Origin of the sequence: Bradyrhizobium sp. CCBAU 051011 (assembly GCF_009930815.1) — a bacterium.
Lineage (GTDB): Bacteria > Pseudomonadota > Alphaproteobacteria > Rhizobiales > Xanthobacteraceae > Bradyrhizobium.
This window is the reverse complement of sequence record NZ_CP022222.1, coordinates 4627046-4644354: the sequence shown is the minus strand read 5'-3', so window position 1 is coordinate 4644354 and position 17309 is coordinate 4627046. Positions and strand designations below refer to the sequence as shown.

Sequence of the window (17309 nt, the reverse complement as noted above, 5' to 3'; positions counted from 1 at the left end):
TGTGAGGGAGGGAACTATGCGAAGGACACTTGCTTCAGCATCGCTGGTTGCCGCGATAGTGGTCGGCGTTACCTTTCCATACGCCGCAAACGCACAGCAGACTCAGCTCGCGCAGGCTGGTGAAGACGTTGCGCAGGGCATGTCGCGCGAGCGACTAGATCGTATCGCGGGCGTTATGAAGCGAGAGGTGGCCAACGGCACGTTCTCGGGCACCGTCACGCTGATCGCCAGGCGCGGAGAGCTGGTCCATTTCGAGGCAAACGGCTTTCAAGACGCCGCTAAGACTAAGCCGATGGCGAAGGACAGCATATTCCGCATGGCATCAATGACTAAGCCGATCGTGACGGTTGCGGCGATGATGCTGGTCGAGCAAGGTGTCTTCAAGATCAACGATCCGATCGCGCGGTACCTGCCCGAGTTGAAGGATTTAAAAGTCGAGGTGAGCAGAACGAACGGTGACGGCACCACAACGATCGAAGATCTGCCAGCGAACCGGGCGGTCACGATCCAGGATCTCATGCGCCATACATCGGGCTTCTTCTATGGTGGCGCCATGAAGTCCAAACGGCTGAAGGACGCCTACGAGCAGGCCAATGTCGAGGCTGGCGAGCAAGATATCACCGGCGACGAGATGTTGAAGCGGCTAGGACAAATCCCGCTAGCTTATCAACCTGGCACGAATTTTCTCTATTCGATCTCGGTGGATGTTCTGGGCCTCCTTCTTGAACGCGCAACAAAGAAGCCGTTGGACGTTGTGCTGCAAGAAATGGTCATCGGCCCGCTCGGCATGAAGGACACGGCATTCTGGGTACCGGGGGAGAAAGCCTCGCGGTTGGCGGAGGTGCTTGATAGCGATCCCTTGAAGAAATTCTCACTACGCTTCTGCAGGACCGAAAGCGAGATCAAGATGTCCTACTTGAAGGGTGGCGCCGGCATGTGTGGTACTGCTGAAGATTACTTCAAGTTTTTGCAAATGATCCTGAACGGTGGCGAGTACGAGGGCAGGCGGTATCTCTCGAAGAAGACTGTAGAGTTCATGCTGCAAAACCATTTAGTTGGCATGGGTGGTTCCACGGAAGCTTCAACGGGTCCTGGCTACGGGTTTGGACTTGGTTTCGCCGTCCGTCTGCAGGACGGTTTTGGTTGGAGCCCGGGCTCAAAGGGCGATGCAATGTGGGGCGGCATATTCGGAACCAGCTTCACCATAGACCCCAAAGAAAAACTGCTCGCCATCCAACTGACACAAGGTGCCACCGCCCGCGTGCAAAGCCGGCATTTGTTCAAGAACCTCGTCTACGGCGCTATGGTCGAGTGATGGAATAGTGGGCTTGGCGCTCCGAGCGCGAAAAGCGCCACTTCGCCTCTTGGCACTTTTCGGAAGTGGTGGTCCCGTTGCGTAATGTCCGCAGTTGGGGGAAGACCGGAAGTAGTCGGCCGACGACCAAGATGACGCGATTGATCCGAAGGAGACGTTAGCGAGTGCGGACGCGGCGTCTTGTAATTCGCGAGCTTTGTCGCGTGAGGTTCGCTCCGTCCTGTCACGCAAGGCCCCTGCCTATGACAGGAACACTGCCAGAATTCCACTGCCTTCTATAGATTCCGATTAGCTCCAAGGAGGTCTAGTATGCGCTCCGCTAAGCTGGAGCAAAATGCAGTAGTTTTCATCGCCTCCCGATAGGGACAGCTTTATGCCGACAACGCTTCGAGAGATGGCGCTCACACTCGATCTTGTGGCACGCACCACGCGCGTGGTCGAGGATGCAGGCCCGAGCCCCGGCGCGATCTACATGATGAAGATTACGACGCGGCCATCGAAAACGGTCGGCCTGACATTGCGACCAGCTCTTGACACACGTGTGCCGGACCTGCTCGTGAGGAAGCGGTAGCGCCTTGCGATCGGAAAGGGACAAGGCGGGTGCCACAGAATGCGAGACTCGCGTGACTTCTCAGTGGCAGTACCAGGTTAGGTTCGATCTGAACGATTCTGCCACGGCGGAATCGGTACGCCGAAAACACCGTGTTCCGGCACTGACGTCGCTGTTCGATATCCTCGCCGAGCATAGCGCTGCGCTGAAATGCCAGTTCGACGCCTTTGCGGAGTATGTCGCCGCAGCAGAAGAGCACGGCGTCGAAAACTATCCGCTCTACCAGTGGACGAAGGCGACGATCGAAAATCCGGCGAAGAAGGAAAAGTATTTGAGATCCTTTACAGTCTACGTGGACGACCGGGAGGTCTATGCCAAGGAGATTGCTGACGCGCTGGAGGCGGACTTGCAGCCGCTCGCCACTAGCGGGCTCATCAAGCGAATATCCAAGTACGATACCAATCCCGCCAACAATCCTCAGCCGCCGCAGGGCCCCCGCGGGCGGAGCTAGCCCATCCGCGAGAGCGAAATGAATGCCCCGCTCCTGGCACTTTTCGGACGTCACAACCGGACGCAGGAATGTCTGTTGTTGAGAGAAGAACGGAAGTCGCGATTGCGTCGCCTGACTTCCGAGTCTGACCCATTTGGGACATCGGCGGCCGGTTCATGTTACAAAGGGCGGAGCTAATATGTCAGGCGTGATGATAGGTCCCTTTCCAATCCTTCAAGTCGTTGGTGGGCTGATTGGCGGAGTGGGCGGCTTCGCGGTTGGCTACCAGCTCTTTTCGCTACGAAAGCCGGACCTTGGTTGGCTTGCCCGTCAACTCCGCAGCCTTGGCGCACTGGCAATCATGGGTATTGGCATGATGCTCGGGCAAATCAGCGGCTATTTTTTGCAAAGGTTGTTAGCGTGATGGCCAGAACAGCACGCCGCGCACGAACAACGCCGAATAGCTCGTTTCGGCAGCTTCTGGCCCCCTTGCGGACATCGGCTACTAGGCGGTTAGCTGTGCACGGCAAGACTTTGTTTCTGGGGAGAAGCTATGCCCATCATGTCCTTCCTGCGCGTTCGTCAAGATCGCGATGCGACGACCTTCCGACGTTGGCTACTGGCACAGCTCGAAGAGAGCGCCTCCGGTTATTGCGTCGCCAGCCTAAATGAGCCACCGCCATCCAGTTTCTTTTTACCACCAGCAATGAGGCTGGACGCGAGCAACAGTGTTCCTTGGCCCTCATATGATGCCGCCATACTCCAAGGACACGCTCTGTTACCCTCAAACGCTTTCCTCGCAGGTTTAAGAGAATGGGTTGATCTCGACCACGTTTATCGCGTCACGCGTAAGGTCATCAAAGACGACGGCTCTATTGTAGATGGGAGGCCATCCAACGGTATAAATACTTACGTGGTTTGATCTTCCACGACGACCTCCCGGAGACTGCAATTCGGCGAAGCTGGGCTCGTCATGCGCCTCTGGCGGTCGAGGTTCACGAAGGGGCAAGCCGATATATCCAATGGTGGGTCGAGGAACATCCATCCGAGGATGCGCCAAAGATCGGCGGTGTTGCGGAACTGCATTTCGCGAGCACAACGGCGCTTTCCGAACGCTTTTTTGACTCCCCACGGGGAATGAAAGAGATCGCGCACGATCTTGGCCACTTCGTTGCAGGTGGACCACCAAGGTTGTTTGCTCGCGACTATGTTTACGGAACATACGCGGACTGAGCCCTCGTCTCCGAATGTCGGCTTGTGGCCCATGAGCTGACGTCCATACCCAATGGCAGCTATCCTTACGCATCAGGCGACATCGGCCCCGCTTGATCAACCTCGGCTTGCTTGGATTGCGAGTACCTGAGCTGCTATCGTCGCTACTGTGGCCACTTCCAAAGTTAGTTCTCAAAGGAAGGTGATCATGTCAGATCATAATGCCAGCGAGAACATTGGTCCGAACGCAAGGCGCGCGGTGGTGGGCAAACTCGATGAAAGAGACTTGCCGGAAGCTGCGCGGATTTTCCGTCTTGCCTTTGGGACCTTCCTTGGGGCTCCGGACCCGGAGACGTTCTGGGCCGATCGGGACTACATCTATGGCCGCCAGCGCGCGGCTCACGTGGCCTCATTCGGCGCGACGCTAGATGGAAAATTAGTCGGCTCCAACTTTGTCACCAATTGGGGAAGCGTCGGCTTCTTCGGTCCCTTGACTGTGCATCCTGATCTCCAGGAGCGAGGTATCGCCCGAGTACTGCTTGCGAAAACCATGGAGCAATTCAGTGCCTGGAATACGCGGCATGTCGGGTTATTCACATTCTCAGATAGCGCGAAGCATATCGCCCTATATCAAAAATACGGCTTTTACGCGCGTTTCCTCACAGCAATCATGTCGGCAAAAGCGGTGCGGCAAGCGGCAGCCGGATGGTTGCGCTTCAGCGAGTTAAGCGAAGCGCAGCGAGAGCAGGCTCTCCAATCGTGCCGGGACGTAGCTGAAACGGTTTACCCGGGTCTCGACCTATCCGGCGAGATAGGCGCGACGCATGCGCAGGGTTTGGGTGATACAGTTTTGGTTGAAGGTGCCCGTGACATCGCGGCGTTCGCAGTGTGTCACTACGGGCCGCGCAGCGAAGCCGGCGCAGACACCTGCTTCGTTAAATTCGGTGCAGCTCGCGACGGAGGATCGGCCGAACACGACTATCTTCGGCTGCTCGACGCGTGCGAGGCTTTAGCGGTCGCTGCCGGCATGTCGAACTTGCTGGCTGGCGCGAACATGGCGCGCCACGAAGCCTATCGGCATCTCGTCGCCCGCGGATTTCGCAGCGAAATTCAGGGCGTGACCATGCACAGACAGAACGATCCCGGCTATTGCCGCCCCGGCGCCTACATCATCGACGATTGGCGATAACATCCAGTTTCGTAGGGTGGGCAAAGGCCCCTTGCGCCGTGCCCACCATCCATCGACACGTTCATCGTGAATGGTGGGCACGCTTTCGCTTTGCCCACCCTACGATTCTGTGTCTAGTAGTTGCTCGCCGTTGCCTCGTTCGGGATGCCCTCGATCGGGCATTCGTCGGTGCCGACGGTCGGGCGGGTCATCGCTTCGACCATCTCGCGCGTGCCTTCGGGATCGGCGATCCACTTCGCATAGAAATCGTACGGGCACTCCGCGACACCCTTCGCATCTTCGCCGGAGTTGATTTTGCCGGTGTAGCCGCGATGCAGGAGCTTGAAGAGATGGTTCTGCGACTGGCCGTTGCGGCGGGCGTCGCGTATCAGGTGCTTCGACAGGCCCGCATACTGGATGCCGTATTCCTCCTCGCCGGTCTCGCCCAGGGTCCGGCCGTCGAAGCCGATGATCGCGGAATGGCCAAAGTAAGAATAGACGCCGTCGAAGCCGGCGGCGTTGGCGACCGCGACATAGACGTTGTTGGCCCAGGCCATCGCCTTGGAAATCAGCACCTGTTGCTCCTTGGCCGGATACATGTAGCCCTGGCAGCGCACGATCAGCTCGGCGCCTTTCATCGCGCAGTCGCGCCAGATCTCCGGATAGTTGCCGTCGTCGCAGATGATCAGGCTGATCTTCAGGCCCTTCGGTCCCTCGGAGACATAGGTGCACTTGCCGGGATACCAGCCTTCGATCGGCACCCACGGCATGATCTTGCGATACTTCTGGACGATCTCGCCCTTGTCGTTCATCAGGATCAGGGTGTTGTAAGGCGCCTTGTGCGGATGCTCCTCGTGGCGCTCGCCGGTCAGCGAGAACACGCCCCACACCTTGGCCTTGCGGCAGGCTTCCGCGAAGATCTCGGTCTCGGCCCCCGGGACCGACGAAGCCGTCTCGTACATCTCCTTGGAGTCGTACATGATGCCGTGGGTGGAATATTCCGGGAAGATCACGAGGTCCATGCCCGGCAGGCCGAGCTTCATGCCCACGATCATGTCGGCGATCTTCCGGGCGTTGTCGAGCACCTCGGCCTTGGTGTGCAGGCGCGGCATTTTGTAGTTGACGACCGCGACGCCGACCGTGTCGTTGCTGGAAGAAATGTCACCGTGGAGCATTGGATCGCCTCTTGTTCTGGTTTGGGTTTGAAGGATCGCTAGAGCATGTGGTCTTAGTCAGACAAGTTAGCCGCAGACGCGCTTTACCTCTCCCGCTTGCGGGGCCGAGACGAGCGAAGCGGCAGTGTCGCCCGCGGAGACAGCCCCACCCCAACCCTCCCCCGCAAGCGGAGCGCACCTTCTTCGTGGTTGCAATCAAATCTGGTTTCATCATGCTTTAGTGGCTGATCATCCATGGCCGCGCAGTCGGAAAACCCTTCGCGCCGCCCTTTGTCTTGGTCACCAGCCGCGCCGGCTTCTTCTTTCCGGATGAACAGCAGCCGCAGCCGGGACCGTGGGACGCCTTGTATTCGCCTGATGTCTTCGGCGCGTGGGCGCTGCGCTCGTTGGTGGCGATTGCTTTCCGCTTGTCGGACGGCATGCAGAAGAACGCCGGCGCGGTCAGGATTACGCGCGGCGATTCATTGTCGCAGCGCGGGCAGTCCTGCGGATTGTTGTATTCGGACATCGGCCGTATGTCGGTGAACGGACCGCAATCGTTGCAGAGATACTCGTAGACGGGCATTGGGTTTCCTTGCGCGAGGGTCCGGAAGGGAATTTGGCGATGGCGGATGCGGGGCGGCCGGCACGCTTGAGCCGCCCCGCATCCTTCTCGCGCAGGGATCACTTGTCCGGCGAGATCGGCATCTGGATGTCGCCTGTGATGTGTTTGATCGGTCCGGCCGACGACGGCATGATGTCGAAGTCGAAAATCTCCGTCGGCAGCCACAGCGTGGCGCAGGCGTTGGGAACGTCGACCACGCCGGAGATGTGGCCCTGGCACGGCGCGGTGCCGAGGATCGAATAGGCCTGCGCGCCGGAATAGCCGAACTTCTTCAGATACTCGATCGCGTTCAAACAGGCCTGACGATAGGCAATGTGAACGTCGAGGTAATGCTGCTTGCCGGCCTCGTCGACCGAGATGCCCTCGAAGATCAGGTAGTCCTTGTAGTTCGGCGTGATCGGCGACGGCTTGAACACGGGGTTCTTGATGCCGTATTTGGCGACGCCGTCCTTGATGATTTCGACCTTGAGATGCAGCCAGCCCGCCATTTCGATAGCGCCGCAGAAGGTGATCTCGCCGTCGCCCTGGCTGAAGTGCAGATCGCCCATCGACAGCCCGCCGCCCGGCACATAGACCGGGAAGAAGATTTTGGAGCCGCGCGACAGATCCTTGATGTCGCAATTGCCGCCATGCTCGCGCGGCGGCACGGTGCGGGCCCCCTCCGCGCCGACCTTGGCCTTAGCGTCGCCCTTGGCGCGGCCGGCGTGGGCGGTCGCGGCAAACGGCGGATTGGCGAGACCCGGTACGCGGGTCGGATTGGTCGCGATCAGCGCGGTCTCGCGCTCGTTCCAGGTCGCCAGCAGCTTCGGATCGGGCAGACAGCCGATCAGGCCGGGATGGATCAAGCCGGCAAAATTCACGCCGGGCACGTGGCGCGACGACGTGTAGAGGCCCTTGATGTCCCAGATCGATTTCTGCGCCAGCGGGAAATGATCGGTCAGGAAGCCGCCACCGTTCTGCTTGGAGAAGAAGCCGTTAAAACCCCAGAGACTTTCCTTCAGCGGCCCGACATCGAGCAGGTCGACTACCAGGAGATCGCCGGGCTCGGCGCCCTTGACGCCGATCGGGCCGGACAGGAAGTGCACGATCGAAAGATCGATGTCGCGCACGTCATCGGCGGAATCGTTGTTCTTGATGAAGCCGCCGGTCCAGTCGTAGGTCTCGATGATGAAATCGTCGCCCGGATTGACCCACGCCACGATCGGAATATCGGGATGCCAGCGGTTGTGGATCATGTCGTTCTCATAGGCCGACTTCGTAAGATCGACCTTGATCAGTGTCTCTGGCATCGATAGCTCCCCTTTTTAGAACACAGGTTCAAACGGACAGGAATTTCGAAACTTGCGCGGCGTCGACGCTGTCGCGCGGGTCGTCGCGGACGATCTCGCCGTTCTCGATGACCAGCACGCGGTCGGCGATATCAAGCGCAAAGCTCAAGACCTGTTCGGAGACGACAATGGAAAGGCCGCGCTCGTCGCGAATGCGTTTCAGCGTGCGCGCCATTTCCTTGATGATCGACGGCTGGATGCCTTCGGTCGGCTCATCCAGCAGCAGCACCTTCGGCTTGGTGGCGAGCGCGCGCGCAATCGCGAGCTGCTGCTGTTGACCGCCCGACAGATTGCCGCCGCGGCGGTTCTTCATCTCCAGCAGTACCGGAAACAGCTCGTAGATGTCTTCGGGCACCTCCGAGCCGCCTGATACGACCAGGCCGGTTTCGATGTTCTCTTTCACCGTCATGGTGGAAAAGATCATGCGGCCCTGCGGTACATAGGCGAGGCCTTTTGCCACCCGCTCGAAGCTCTGCATCGTGTTGAGCTCGGCGCCGTGCATTTTCACCGAGCCGCTTTTCGCGGGCAGAATGCCCATCAGCGATTTCATCAGCGTGGTCTTGCCCATGCCGTTACGGCCCATGATCGCCACGATCTCGTTGGGCGCCACCGACACGTTGAGGCCGTGCAGCACTTCGCTCTGGCCGTAGGCGACGTGAAGATCCGAGATAGCCAGCATGCCCCTACTCCCTCAATGTCCCAGATAAACTTCGATCACTTTCGGATCGTTCTTCACCTTCTCCATCGTGCCCTCCGACAGGATCTGGCCCTGGTGCAGCACCGTCACCTTGTGGGCGATGTCCTCGACGAACTTCATATCGTGCTCGATCACCAGCACCGAGCGATCCTTGATGATGCGGTTGAGCAGTTCGGCGGTCTTGGCGCGCTCGCTGACGCTCATACCGGCGACGGGCTCATCGAGCATCAGGAGTTCCGGGTCCTGAATCAGCAACATGCCGATCTCGAGCCATTGCTTCTGGCCGTGACTGAGCTGATCGGCATAGGTATCGAGACGATCCTTCAAGAAGATCATCTCCGCGACCTCCTCGACGCGCTGTTTCACGGCGTCATCGCGCTGAAAGGCGAGCGAGCCGAACACGGAGCGGCCGCGCGGATAGGAGATCTCCAGATTCTCGAACACGGTCAGATCTTCGAACACCGACGGCGTCTGAAACTTGCGCCCGACGCCAGTCTGCACGATCTGATTCTCCTTCAGCTTCGTCAGCTCCTTGCCGCGAAACTGAATCGAGCCCGAGGTGGCCTTGGTCTTTCCGCAGATAAGATCGAGTACGGTGGTCTTGCCGGCGCCGTTGGGACCGATGATGACGCGGATTTCGTTCTCCTCGACATAGAAGGAGAGATTGTTCACGGCCTTGAAGCCGTCGAATGACACCGTGAGCGCCTCGACCGCGAGCAGAAAGGGCTTGGGTTGGTGACCGATGAGCATGATCTATCTCCTCATTCCGCCGGTGTGGCATCGGCAACCGAGATGACCGATGAGCATGCTTGCCTCACTCTGCTGGTGCGCCGTCGGCGACGGAATTGTCGGCCCACCCGCCCGGCTTTGATTTGCGTGATGCCAGCAGCCGGTCGATGCGCGGCTGAACGTAATCGGCCCAGATTCCCGACAGGCCGTTCGGGAACGCCAGCACGACCGCGATGAACAGCGCGCCGAGGCCGAACAGCCAGAGCTGCGGGAAGGATTCCGAAAGGCTGGTCTTGGCAAAATTGACCAGCAGCGATCCCCACACCGCGCCGAAGATCGACATCCGGCCGCCGACCGCCGTGTAGATCACCATCTCGATCGACGGCACGATGCCGACGAATGACGGGGACATGAAGCCGACATTGAGCGCGAACATGGCGCCGCCGATTGCGGCGAACACCGCGGCCATGCAGAAGGCGAAGATCTTGAAGTTGGCGACGCTGTAGCCGGAGAAGCGAACGCGGTCTTCCTGTTCGCGCATCGCCACCAGGATGCGGCCGAGCTTGGTCAGGCGGATGAACTGCGCGATGCCAATGCAGGCGAACAGCAACACCACCTCGACGAAGTACAGGATGACCTTGGCATGGTCCGGCCGGATGTCCCAACCCTTGAGGGTGCGCAGGTCGGTCATGCCGTTGATGCCGCCGGTGTAGCCCTGCTGCCCCACGATCAGGATGGTCAGGATCGCGGCGACGGCCTGGGTGATGATCGCGAAATAGGTACCGCCGACGCGGCGCTTGAACATCGCGGTTCCGATGATCAGGGCGAACAGGCCGGGCACCAGGATGATTGCGGCGATGGTAAAGGTGAGACTGTGGAACGGCTGCCAGAACAGGGGCAGCGAGGTGATCTGATTCCAATCCATGAAATCCGGAATGCCGGGCGTGGACTGGATCTTGGTGTTCTCGACGCTGGAGGCTTCCAGCTTGAGGAACATTGCCATGCAGTAGCCGCCGAGGCCGAAGAACACCCCCTGCCCCAGGCTCAGAATGCCGCCATAGCCCCAGCACAGCACAAGCCCGATCGCGACAAAGGCGTAGGTCAGATATTTCGCGACCAGGTTGAGGCGGAACACATCCAGCGACAGCGGCAGGATCACGAACAGGATGGCGGCCAGCGCAATGAAGCCGATGAGTTCGGATCGATTGAAGAAGCGTGAGTGGATGATCATGACCGAGCCTGCTTCTGTTATTTGCGGACTTTGAGGGCGAACAGGCCTTGCGGCCGCAGCATCAGAATTCCGACCACAGCGAGCAGCGTGAGCACCTTGGCCATCGAACCCGACATGAAGAATTCCAGCGTCGATTGGGTCTGCGAGATCGAGAAGGCGGAGGCGATGGTGCCGAGCAGGCTGGCGGCGCCGCCGAACACGACAACCAGGAAGGTATCGACGATGTAGAGCTGGCCTGAGGTGGGCCCGGTGGAGCCGATCATGGTGAAGGCGCTTCCGGCGATGCCGGCGATGCCGCAGCCCAACCCGAAGGTGTAGCGGTCGACCTTCTCGGTGTTGATACCGACGGCGCCGGCCATGATGCGGTTCTGCACCACGGCACGGACCTGGCGGCCCCAGCGAGACTTGTACAGGACGTAAGCGACCACGATGGTGATCAGCACCGTCAGCCCCATCACGAAGACGCCGTTGATCGGGACCTCGATGCTGTCGGTCACCTTGAGCGAGCCCAGCATCCATTGCGGCAGATCGACGCCGACTTCACGCGCGCCGAACACCGAACGATAGGCCTGCTGCAGCATCAGGCTCAGGCCCCAAGTGGCAAGCAGCGTATCGAGCGGACGTTTGTAGAGATGGCGGATCAGCGCCCATTCGACCAGCATCCCCAGCGCACCGGAGGCCAGGAAGGCCAGTATCATCGCCAGGAAGAAATAGCCGCTGAACAGGCTCGGCAGAAACGCCTGGAAGAAGTTCGACGTCATCCAGGTGACGTAGGCGCCGAGAATCATGAACTCGCCATGCGCCATGTTGATGACGCCCATCTGGCCGAAGATGATCGCTAGCCCCAGCGCCATCAGGACGTAGACGGAAAACAGGATCAGGCCCGCAAACCCCTGCATGACGAAGATGGAGCCCAGATCGCCAATCGAATAGTCGCCGAACATCGATGTTTCTCCGTCGGGGGATAAGTTCCCCGCGCCGCGAGCAAAGTCGCGACGCGGGGTCGTCAAGCGCGGATTGACGGTCCACGCCAGGGAGCTCTTGCTTGGGAAGCTTGCGGAAACCCGCTGCGCCTACTGGTAGCCCTTCGGGAACGGATCGGGCTCGACCAGATCCGACGTCTCGAAGATCAGTTCGAACTGGCCGTCGAGCTTGGCGCGGCCGACCCGGGTCTTCGACCAGAGGTGATGGTTTTCATGGATGCGCACGTAGCCTTCGGGCGCTTCCTTGAATTCGACGCCGGGCGAAGCGGCGGCAATCTTGTCGACATCGAAGCTGCCGGCCTTCTCGCAAGTCAGCTTCCACAGCCACGGGCCGAGATAGCCGGCCTGCGTCACGTCGCCGATCACGGTCTTCTCGCCCCACAGCTTCTTGAAGGCGGGAACGAACGCCTTGTTGTTGGCATTGTCGAGCGACTGGAAATACTTCATGCAGGCATAGGCGCCCGCGATGTTTTCGCCGCCGATGCCGTCGATTTCGTCCTCGGTCACCGAGATCGTGAGCAGCGCCTGCTTCGAGAGGTCGACGCCGGCCGCCTTGAGCTGCTTGTAGAAGGCGACGTTCGAGCCGCCGACCACGTCGGTGAAGATGACGTCGGGCTTGGTCAGCTTGATCTTGTTAATCACCGAATTGAACTGGGTGCTGCCGAGCGCGTAATATTCCTCGCCGACGACCTTGCCCTTCAGCACGTTCTCGACGTGCTTGCGCGCGATCTTGTTCGAGGTGCGCGGCCAGATGTAATCCGAGCCGATGAAGAAGAAGGATTTGGCGCCCTTCTCCTTGGCGATCCAGTTGAGACCAGCGAGAATCTGCTGGGTGGCTTCCTGGCCGGTGTAGATGACGTTCTTGGACTGCTCGAGACCTTCATAGAAGGTCGGGTAATAGAGCATGCCGTTGTACTGCTCGACGACAGGCAGCACCGCCTTGCGCGATGCAGAGGTCCAGCAGCCCATGATCGCGGCGACCTTGTCGTTGACGAGAAGCTTCTTGGCCTTTTCCGCGAATGTCGGCCAGTCGCTGGCGCCGTCTTCCTGGATGAATTTGATCTTGCGCCCGAGCACGCCGCCCATGGCGTTGATCTGTTCGATCGCGAGCTTTTCGGCCTGGATCGAGCCGGTCTCCGAGATCGCCATCGTGCCGGTGGCGGAGTGCAGGATGCCGACGGTGACTTCCGTATCGGTGACCGCGAGGCCCGTGGTGTTGACGGTGGCGGTTGCAGGACCCGCCCCGAATGAGGGCCGGGGAAGGATCGAAATGAGCGGCAAGGCCGCTGCGCCCATCAGCAGTTTGCGGCGAAGCGGCGACTGCAAGCCCTGGTTTGGTTCGTCTGACATGAGCACCCCATTTTTTGTTCGAGAACGCTTATTGGTCAGGCGAGGATTGCCCAGAATTGTGCACCGCACAGATACGTGGGATTGCGTATACTGCACCGCAAAATAGCGACGTAGGTTTCTGGTACGGAGTTTGCTGGCTACGCAGGGTCGGGCAAACCGGGCAGGAGCAACTAAGTGGCAGGGCGGCAGCGGATAGACCGCGTCAGGCGCCAGTATAATCAATGGGTTGCCAACCAGACGCTGGAAGACTACGCGCTGCGCTTCACCGCCAAGAGCGCGCGGCGGTGGTCCGCCGCCCGCGTCGCCAATACCGCCCTTGGCGCCATCTCGTTTCTGGCACTCGAGGCGATCGGCGGCACGATTACGCTGAATTACGGCGCGACCAACGCCACCGTTGCCATCCTGGTCGTCAGCGTCGTCATCTTCTTCTGCGGCCTGCCGATTGCCTATCATGCCGCCAAATGCGGCATCGATATTGATCTCCTGACCCGCGGCGCCGGCTTCGGCTATATCGGCTCGACCATCACCTCGCTGATCTACGCCTCCTTCACCTTCATTTTCTTCGCGATCGAGGCGGTCATCCTCGCTTCCGCGCTGGAGATGTGCTTCGGCATCCCCCGCCCGATCGGCTATCTCATCAGCGCCGTGGTGATCATTCCGCTGGTGACCTACGGCATCACGCTGATCAGCCGCTTCCAATTGTGGACGCAGCCGATCTGGATCATCCTGCACATTCTTCCCTTCGTCGCGATCGCCTACGCCAATCCGCACTCGTTCACGGAATGGCGAAAGTTTGCCGGCGAACACGGCGACCCTGGCGGGCATCTCGATCTCTTGCTGTTCGGTACCGCCGCCTCGGTGGTATTTTCGCTGGTGGCGCAGATCGGCGAACAGGTAGACTTCCTGCGCTTCCTCCCGCGCGACCGCCGCACGTCGCGAACGTCGTGGTGGATTGCGCTATTGATCGCAGGCCCCGGCTGGATCATTTTTGGCGCGCTCAAGCTGCTGCTGGGATCCTTCCTCGCCTTCTTCGCGTTGAGTCATGGCCTCTCCAGCGAGCAGGCGGCCGAGCCCGCCCATATGTATCTCGAGGCGTTCCGCTACGTGCTGTCGCAGCCCGACATGGCGCTGGCGCTGACCGGCACCTTCGTCATCCTCTCGCAGATCAAGATCAACGTCACCAACGCCTATGCCGGCTCGATCGCCTGGTCGAACTTCTTCTCGCGGCTGACGCACAGCCATCCCGGCCGCGTGGTGTGGCTCGTCTTCAACGTCGTGGTCGCGCTGCTGCTGATGGAGATCGGCGTCTACAAGGCGCTGGAGCAGACGCTGGCGCTCTATTCCAACGTGGCGATCGCCTGGGTCGGCGCGCTAGTCGCCGATCTCGTCGTCAACAAGCCGCTGGGGCTCAGGCCACAGCACATCGAGTTCAAGCGCGCGCATCTGTGCGACATCAACCCGGTCGGCGTCGGCGCGATGACGATCGCGACCATCGTCTCGATCTCGGCGTTTTACGGCCTGTTCGGGCCGACGGCGAAGGCGCTTTCCGCCTTCGTGGCGCTGGCGGTCGCGTTCGTCACGGCGCCGCTGATTGCCTGGGCGACGGACGGAAAATACTACATCGCGCGAAAACCGAAGCGGAGCTGGCAGAACCTCGAATCGATTCAGTGCTGTATCTGCGAGCATTCGTTCGAGCCGGAGGACATGGCCTCCTGCCCGGCCTATGCCGGACCGATCTGCTCGCTGTGCTGTTCGCTCGATGCGCGCTGCCACGACCTCTGCAAGCCGCATGCGCGCGCCGGCGCCCAGGTCTCCGACATGCTCGGGAAACTGCTGCCGGAGAAAATCTACGCGCGGATCAACTCGCAGTTCGGACATTATCTTGGCGTGTTCGCGGTTTCCGCCGGCCTCGTTGGACTGACGCTGGGGCTGATCTATCTGCAGACCTCCGCGACGATGCCCGCCGAGAACTTTGCGCTGTCGGACGTGCTGTGGAAGGTGTTTTTTGCGCTCAGCATCATCATCGGCGTGGTGGCATGGCTGTTCGTGCTGGCGGAGCAGAGCCGCCGCGCGGCGGAAGCGGAGACGCGGCGGCAGACCACGCTGCTGATCCAGGAAATCGACGCGCACAAGCGCACCGATGCCGAATTGCAGCGCGCCAAGGAAGTCGCGGAATCGGCGAATCTAGCCAAGAGCCGTTATGTGGTGGGGTTGAGCCATGAACTGCGCTCGCCGCTGAACGCTATCTCCGGCTATGCGCAATTGCTGGAACAGGATACGAGCCTGGCCACCAAGCCGCGCGATCAGGTGCGCGTGGTGCGACGAAGCGCTGACCATCTGTCGGGACTGATCGACGGCATTCTGGACATTTCCAAAATCGAGGCGGGGCGGCTGTATCTGTCGCGCGACGAGGTGCGCCTGAGCGAATTCCTCGACCAGCTCGTCGGCATGTTTCGCGTCCAGGCCGCCGCCAAGGGCATCGATTTCGTGTTCAAGCGGCCCGCCGTGCTGCCCGTCGTGGTCTATGCCGACGAGAAGCGGCTGCGGCAGGTTCTGATCAACCTGTTGTCGAACGCGCTGAAGTTCACGCAGACCGGCAGCGTGCAGTTCGTGGTGCACTACCGCAGCCCGGTCGCCGAGTTCGAGATCATCGACACCGGGCCCGGCATCCAGGCGGACGATCTCGAACGCATCTTTGCGCCGTTCGAACGCGGCGCGCTCGGCGTCTCGCAGCCGCAGACCGGCACCGGACTTGGTCTCACCATCAGCCGGCTGCTGGCCGGCGTGATGGGCGGCGATATCAAGGTGGCGAGCGAGGTCGGCAACGGCAGCACGTTCCGCGTAAAAATCCTGCTCTCGGAAGTGACCAACCCGACCCGCATCGCGCCGGTGGAGGCGCCGATCTTCGGCTATCACGGCCCGCGCAAGACAATCCTCATCACCGACGACGATCCGACCCACCGCGATCTCCTCCGCGAAGTGCTGACGCCGCTCGGCTTCATCCTGCTCAGCGCGCCTGATGGGCCCGGCTGCCTGGCACTGGCGCAACATTGCCGGCCCGATCTGTTCCTGCTTGATATCTCGATGGCCGGGATGGACGGATGGACGGTGGCGCAGACGTTGCGCGAGAGCGGCCATCATCAGGCCCGCATCCTGATGGTGTCGGCGAGCGCGCTGGAAGCGCACGGCGCGCCGCTGGCGCAGCCGTTCCATGACGGCTATCTGATGAAGCCGATCGATATCCCGAAACTGTTGGAGACCATCCGGCAATTGCTCAAGCTCGAATGGCAGTATGAGGCTGACCAGATCCCTGCCCCGCACTGGAAGCCGGAGACCGGCTCGCGGCCGCCGGTGAAACACGTCGAAGAACTGATCGGATTAGGCCAGCTAGGCTATATCAGAGCGATCCAGGTCAAGCTCGACGAGATCGGGAACGATTACCCAGAACATGCCGATTTTGTTTCGCAAATGCGCGCGCTGATCGACCGCTTCGATCTCGATCAGTACATGGCGACCCTGAAAGCCCTGCACAGCTATGATCATTGAACCGAAAAAACGCGACGTCGCCCTCGTCGTCGACGATTCCCCGGAGACGCTGCGGCTGTTGACCGATGCGCTCGACGGCGCGGGTATGACAGTGATGGTCGCGCTCGACGGCGCTTCCGCGATGCGGATCGTCGATCAGATCACGCCCGACATCGTGCTGCTCGACGCCGTGATGCCGGGCATGGACGGGTTCGAGACCTGCCGACGGCTGAAGCGCGACGCCGGGCTCGACCACGTGCCGATTATCTTCATGACGGGCCTGGCCGAGACCGAGCACATCGTGCGCGGGCTGGAGGCCGGCGGCGTCGACTATGTGACCAAACCGATCGCGGTCCAGGAGATGCTGGCGCGCATCCGCGTTCACCTCGCCAACGCCCGGCTGACCCAGAGCGCGCGCGCCGCGCTCGACGTTTCCGGCCGTTACCTGCTCGCGGTGAATGCCGCGGGCAAGATCATGTGGGCGACGCCGCAGGCGCAGAAGCTGCTGGCGGACGCGTTTGCGGCCGAGGGCGACGACGTCGTGCTGCCGGAACCGATCCCGCAATGGCTGGATCAGGCGCGCAAGGGCAAGGCCGGCGCCAAGGCCGCGGTGATGGCGGCGCTTCACGGTGGCGAGCAGCTTCGCCTGCAATATATGGGCAAGCTCGGTGCGAACGAATTCCTGCTGCGGCTTGCCAAGGATTCAGGCGCCGACGCCCCGGCGGAATTCTCCAGCGAGCTGGGGCTGACCACGCGCGAGGGCGAGGTGCTGTCGTGGCTCTCCAAGGGCAAGACCAACCGCGACATCGCGCAGATTTTGGGCCTTTCCCCGCGCACCGTCGACAAGCATCTGGAGCAGATCTATTCCAAACTCGGCGTCGAGAACCGCACCGCGGCGGCGGCGATCGCGGTGAATGCGAAGAACCGGAAGGGGTGAGAGGCTGATTGCCCT

The 17309-nt window shown here is 60.7% G+C and carries 16 protein-coding genes; 8 read left to right on the top strand and 8 right to left on the bottom strand.

Features of this window, described 5'->3' with window-relative positions:
* The first annotated feature begins 16 nt into the window (after window positions 1-16).
* The 6 genes from ACH79_RS21780 (at window position 17) to ACH79_RS21760 (ending at window position 4756) form a co-directional block, all read left to right on the top strand.
* Window positions 17-1315: a serine hydrolase gene (locus ACH79_RS21780; RefSeq protein WP_161852826.1), complete on the top strand. Its 1299-nt coding sequence runs from the start codon at window positions 17-19 to the stop codon at window positions 1313-1315.
* 373 nt (window positions 1316-1688) lie between these two features.
* A complete protein-coding gene (locus tag ACH79_RS43075) occupies window positions 1689-1886 on the top strand; it encodes a hypothetical protein (protein ID WP_202639364.1) in 198 nt (65 codons plus the stop codon).
* A gap of 52 nt (window positions 1887-1938) precedes the next feature.
* A complete protein-coding gene (locus ACH79_RS21775; protein ID WP_161852825.1) occupies window positions 1939-2376 on the top strand; it encodes a hypothetical protein in 438 nt (145 codons plus the stop codon).
* Between the two features lie 178 nt (window positions 2377-2554).
* The gene (locus ACH79_RS21770; RefSeq protein ID WP_161852824.1) at window positions 2555-2779 is read left to right on the top strand and encodes a hypothetical protein; all 225 of its coding nucleotides are present in this window, start codon (window positions 2555-2557) and stop codon (window positions 2777-2779) included.
* Window positions 2780-2908: 129 nt separating this feature from the next.
* On the top strand, window positions 2909-3277 hold the full coding sequence (locus ACH79_RS21765; protein WP_161852823.1) for a hypothetical protein: 369 nt from the start codon (window positions 2909-2911) through the stop codon (window positions 3275-3277).
* A 498-nt stretch (window positions 3278-3775) separates the two neighbouring features.
* Window positions 3776-4756 carry a GNAT family N-acetyltransferase gene (locus ACH79_RS21760; RefSeq protein WP_161852822.1) on the top strand — a complete coding sequence of 327 codons (981 nt, stop codon included), beginning with the start codon at window positions 3776-3778 and terminating at the stop codon, window positions 4754-4756.
* 113 nt (window positions 4757-4869) lie between these two features.
* Here the strand turns inward: ACH79_RS21760 and ACH79_RS21755 are convergent, their stop codons facing one another.
* The 8 genes from ACH79_RS21755 to urtA form a co-directional block, all read right to left on the bottom strand.
* Complete coding sequence (locus tag ACH79_RS21755; RefSeq protein WP_161852821.1) at window positions 4870-5910, bottom strand: aliphatic amidase; 1041 nt, start codon at window positions 5908-5910, stop codon at window positions 4870-4872.
* A 217-nt stretch (window positions 5911-6127) separates the two neighbouring features.
* A complete protein-coding gene (locus ACH79_RS21750; RefSeq protein ID WP_161852820.1) occupies window positions 6128-6475 on the bottom strand; it encodes a zinc ribbon domain-containing protein in 348 nt (115 codons plus the stop codon).
* Between the two features lie 98 nt (window positions 6476-6573).
* The gene (gene fmdA, locus ACH79_RS21745; protein WP_065755718.1) at window positions 6574-7803 is read right to left on the bottom strand and encodes a formamidase; all 1230 of its coding nucleotides are present in this window, start codon (window positions 7801-7803) and stop codon (window positions 6574-6576) included.
* Between the two features lie 28 nt (window positions 7804-7831).
* Window positions 7832-8521 (bottom strand): urea ABC transporter ATP-binding subunit UrtE, encoded by a 690-nt coding sequence (urtE, locus tag ACH79_RS21740; protein ID WP_161852819.1) that lies wholly within the window; start codon window positions 8519-8521, stop codon window positions 7832-7834.
* A 12-nt stretch (window positions 8522-8533) separates the two neighbouring features.
* Entirely contained in the window at window positions 8534-9289 is a 756-nt protein-coding gene (gene urtD, locus ACH79_RS21735; RefSeq protein WP_161852818.1) for an urea ABC transporter ATP-binding protein UrtD, read from the bottom strand.
* A gap of 64 nt (window positions 9290-9353) precedes the next feature.
* Entirely contained in the window at window positions 9354-10499 is a 1146-nt protein-coding gene (gene urtC / locus ACH79_RS21730) for an urea ABC transporter permease subunit UrtC (RefSeq protein ID WP_161852817.1), read from the bottom strand.
* A gap of 17 nt (window positions 10500-10516) precedes the next feature.
* Window positions 10517-11443: an urea ABC transporter permease subunit UrtB gene (gene urtB / locus ACH79_RS21725; RefSeq protein WP_161852816.1), complete on the bottom strand. Its 927-nt coding sequence runs from the start codon at window positions 11441-11443 to the stop codon at window positions 10517-10519.
* Window positions 11444-11572: 129 nt separating this feature from the next.
* A complete protein-coding gene (gene urtA, locus ACH79_RS21720; RefSeq protein WP_161852815.1) occupies window positions 11573-12832 on the bottom strand; it encodes an urea ABC transporter substrate-binding protein in 1260 nt (419 codons plus the stop codon).
* Between the two features lie 174 nt (window positions 12833-13006).
* On the opposite strand from urtA, the gene ACH79_RS21715 reads away from it, so the two are divergent.
* Together ACH79_RS21715 and ACH79_RS21710 are read left to right on the top strand one after the other, a co-directional pair.
* Window positions 13007-16378: an ATP-binding protein gene (locus ACH79_RS21715; RefSeq protein WP_161852814.1), complete on the top strand. Its 3372-nt coding sequence runs from the start codon at window positions 13007-13009 to the stop codon at window positions 16376-16378.
* The gene (locus ACH79_RS21710) at window positions 16368-17294 is read left to right on the top strand and encodes a response regulator (RefSeq protein ID WP_161852813.1); all 927 of its coding nucleotides are present in this window, start codon (window positions 16368-16370) and stop codon (window positions 17292-17294) included. The genes ACH79_RS21715 and ACH79_RS21710 overlap by 11 nt, the downstream gene beginning before the upstream one ends.
* The last annotated feature ends 15 nt before the right edge of the window (window positions 17295-17309 follow it).

Coding starts and splice junctions, on each gene's coding strand:
- fmdA (WP_065755718.1), bottom strand. CDS start 7,803: ATGCCAGAGACACTGATCAAGGTCGATCTTACGAAGTCGGCCTATGAG.
- urtC (WP_161852817.1), bottom strand. CDS start 10,499: ATGATCATCCACTCACGCTTCTTCAATCGATCCGAACTCATCGGCTTC.
- ACH79_RS21755 (WP_161852821.1), bottom strand. CDS start 5,910: ATGCTCCACGGTGACATTTCTTCCAGCAACGACACGGTCGGCGTCGCG.
- ACH79_RS21780 (WP_161852826.1), top strand. CDS start 17: ATGCGAAGGACACTTGCTTCAGCATCGCTGGTTGCCGCGATAGTGGTC.
- urtB (WP_161852816.1), bottom strand. CDS start 11,443: ATGTTCGGCGACTATTCGATTGGCGATCTGGGCTCCATCTTCGTCATG.
- ACH79_RS21765 (WP_161852823.1), top strand. CDS start 2,909: ATGCCCATCATGTCCTTCCTGCGCGTTCGTCAAGATCGCGATGCGACG.
- ACH79_RS21770 (WP_161852824.1), top strand. CDS start 2,555: ATGTCAGGCGTGATGATAGGTCCCTTTCCAATCCTTCAAGTCGTTGGT.
- urtD (WP_161852818.1), bottom strand. CDS start 9,289: ATGCTCATCGGTCACCAACCCAAGCCCTTTCTGCTCGCGGTCGAGGCG.
- urtA (WP_161852815.1), bottom strand. CDS start 12,832: ATGTCAGACGAACCAAACCAGGGCTTGCAGTCGCCGCTTCGCCGCAAA.
- ACH79_RS43075 (WP_202639364.1), top strand. CDS start 1,689: ATGCCGACAACGCTTCGAGAGATGGCGCTCACACTCGATCTTGTGGCA.
- ACH79_RS21750 (WP_161852820.1), bottom strand. CDS start 6,475: ATGCCCGTCTACGAGTATCTCTGCAACGATTGCGGTCCGTTCACCGAC.
- urtE (WP_161852819.1), bottom strand. CDS start 8,521: ATGCTGGCTATCTCGGATCTTCACGTCGCCTACGGCCAGAGCGAAGTG.
- ACH79_RS21760 (WP_161852822.1), top strand. CDS start 3,776: ATGTCAGATCATAATGCCAGCGAGAACATTGGTCCGAACGCAAGGCGC.
- ACH79_RS21710 (WP_161852813.1), top strand. CDS start 16,368: ATGATCATTGAACCGAAAAAACGCGACGTCGCCCTCGTCGTCGACGAT.